This is a genomic window from Sodalis sp. (in: enterobacteria) (assembly GCF_047607725.1).
GTDB lineage: Bacteria > Pseudomonadota > Gammaproteobacteria > Enterobacterales > Enterobacteriaceae > JBLKSS01.
Genome location: NZ_JBLKSS010000291.1, coordinates 1 through 2,611 on the forward strand (window position 1 = coordinate 1; position 2,611 = coordinate 2,611).

The window sequence follows — 2,611 nt, forward strand, 5'->3', positions numbered from 1 at the left end:
CATCGCCGGATTATCCATGATCTGACAGCCGTCCCTTATAGGATGCGGGTTCACTAGGCATCGTAGTGGAACATATTCTTACCGGGCCATACAACAAACCCACCAATAATTCAAGACGTCCTCCACGGGGCGCTTACGGTAGTGACACATGCGAATCAGTGATCGGGGGAAATCAGAATCGCTGGTCGGGCGACCGGAATCAGTGATCGGATAAAATCGGAATCGCTGATCGGGCGACTGGAATCAGTGATCGGGTGAAATCGGAATCAGTGATCGGACGTGACCGGAACCAGCAACAGTGGAATATAGCCGAAAATGCCCCGTGATGGGCGCTTTTAAGGGGAAAAATATGCCCAGCGCCGTCAGTTTTACACCGGCTGACATAAAATCACGCTTACTGACTTTAGCCGCCTACGCCGCCGCACTCTTGCGCTGCAAAATAGCGGTGGGCAAGGCTTAATGACGCAAAACGGCGGCGCCCCTCACCGGGCGTGAAAACGAGTCTAAAACGGCGACCGGCACGACAGGGATAGGGTTGAGGGTGGCGAAGAGCGTTGACGAACAAAAGAGAGCGCGTTAGCCGGCAAAAAGGTCCCGTGGGTTAGCGGGCAAAAAAAAGGGCTATTTGCGGCGCTATACGGTAATAAAACAGCATAAAAAACCAGCGGTAAAGATATTTATGCCGGTAGACTTCTTTGCATGGCAGATAATTAACGTCGTAGCTATCCTGCGCGCGTGCGGTAATCCCTTACGCGCGGCGATGATAATTCCGCGCTTCGCTTCTCATCAGGCCGATTATGCGCTGGCGCGGGTGCGCACTTTTTATTCTGTTAAAAAAGGATCGGTAATTAAATATTCCAAATTCTTTGGAAATAGCTTAGAAGGGGTTTTACCCATTGTTCGGTCTGGCCAGCGGAAGGCTATTCCTTAAGCCTTCAATCACTCGGGTGAAGGCAATTCTCACCATTTTTGGGGGTATCATTATGTGGCCTTTAATAGGCATCGTTATCGTTATTCTCGGCTTTGCGCTGCGTTTCAATCCCCTGGTGGTCGTAACGCTCGCGGGCCTTATCACCGGGCTGACCAGCGGCCTGGATTTGCCTGCGGTAATAAGCGATTTTGGCACCGCCTATGTGCAAAATCGCTATATGGCGCTAATCTGGCTGGCGCTGCCGGTCATCGGGCTGCTGGAGCGCAACGGACTGCGCGAGCAGGCGCTGCGCCTGGTAACACACATCCACTCCGCGTCGCTGTCGCGCATCCTGATTCTCTATATGCTGATGCGGCAGTTAACCGCCGCGCTGGGCTTGACCGCGCTCGGCGGCCACGCACAAATGGTGCGTCCACTGATAGCCCCCATGGCCGAAGGTGCGGCGCGTAAACGGTTGGGGGATTTACCCCCGGCGGAGCGTGAAAAAATCCGCGCGCACTGTGCGGCGGTAGATAATATCGGCGTATTCTTCGGCGAAGACACGCCATTGGTTCGATCTTATTGATGAAAGGGTTCATGGAGCAAAACGGTTATATTATCGAACCGCTGCATTTTGCCGTCTGGGCCATTCCCACCGCCTTTTTCGCGTTTATCATTCATAGCTGCCGCGTGGCATTTTACCAGCGCGCGCTTATCCGGCGCTATGCCGCGCAGAGCAAAACGCGGGCTGCAGGGGAGTATAAATGATGACAATTCTGGATGCGCTTTATTTGCTGCTGGGCATCATGTTTGCCGCCACGGCTATAATCAACCTGCGTGATAGTTCTAATCCCAAACGTTGGAAAAGCGCCGGCTTTTGGGGCATTAATGCGATTATTTTCATTTTCGGCAGTTATTTGCAGGCGCTGGTAAATGGCCTGTTGGTGATAGTCATGGTGCTGCTCGCGGGGCTCGGTGGATTAGGCAGCAGCAAGCAACCCGAGACGTCTCTCGAACAGCGGGAAGTGCGCGCCAGCCGCTTTGGCAACCGGTTATTCATTCCGGTGTTGCTGATCCCCCTGGTGACGCTGCTCGGCACCTTTGTCTTTAAAAGCCTGACCTGGAACGGCGCACTTCTGATCCCCGCCGGTTCCTCCACCCTGGCCGCGCTGGGCCTGGGCATTATCGTCGCGTTCTTCGTAGCGCTGATGATGTTGCTCGAGACGCCCGCCAGCGCGATGAACGAAGGCCGGCGGCGGCTGGACGCCATCGGCTGGGCCAGCGTCCTGCCGCAGATGCTGGCGGCGCTGGGGAAATTTTCGCCCTGGCCGGGGTGGGTAAGCTAGTGGCGGGGCTGATTACTGATGTCATCCCGCTAGGACTGCCCATCGTCGCGGTCGCCGCCTACTGCATCGGCATGGCGCTGTTCACCATTATAATGGGCAACGCATTTGCGGCATTTCCCATCATGGCCGCCGGCATCGGTTTACCCATTATCGTCGGCCATATGGGCGGCAACCCGGCCATCATGTCCGCCATCGGCATGCTGGCGGGGTTTTGCGGGTAAGCGTACGCCCAGCGCCGTCTGTTAATTCCCCATCAAGTTATTGAAGATGATGTCCATTATTTTTTTAATGGGCGCAATTCATGAAACAAACCCCACCAAAACCCTCAAGACGTCGTCCCAATTTCCCGCTGGAC

2 protein-coding genes and 2 pseudogenes are annotated in these 2,611 nt (G+C 55.0%); all 4 read left to right on the forward strand.

Annotated features, from left to right (window positions below):
• Positions 1 to 65: 65 nt before the first annotated feature.
• The 4 genes and pseudogenes from ACMX3H_RS18495 (at position 66) to ACMX3H_RS18510 (ending at position 2,477) form a co-directional block, all read left to right on the forward strand.
• A complete protein-coding gene (locus tag ACMX3H_RS18495; protein ID WP_415211830.1) occupies positions 66 to 206 on the forward strand; it encodes a hypothetical protein in 141 nt (46 codons plus the stop codon).
• 419 nt (positions 207 to 625) lie between these two features.
• The gene (locus tag ACMX3H_RS18500; RefSeq protein WP_415211831.1) at positions 626 to 931 is read left to right on the forward strand and encodes a hypothetical protein; all 306 of its coding nucleotides are present in this window, start codon (positions 626 to 628) and stop codon (positions 929 to 931) included.
• 52 nt (positions 932 to 983) lie between these two features.
• Positions 984 to 1,678, forward strand: a pseudogene (locus tag ACMX3H_RS18505) (DUF969 domain-containing protein).
• 38 nt (positions 1,679 to 1,716) lie between these two features.
• Positions 1,717 to 2,477, forward strand: a pseudogene (locus ACMX3H_RS18510) (5-oxoproline transporter, DUF979 family subunit).
• Positions 2,478 to 2,611 lie beyond the last annotated feature (134 nt).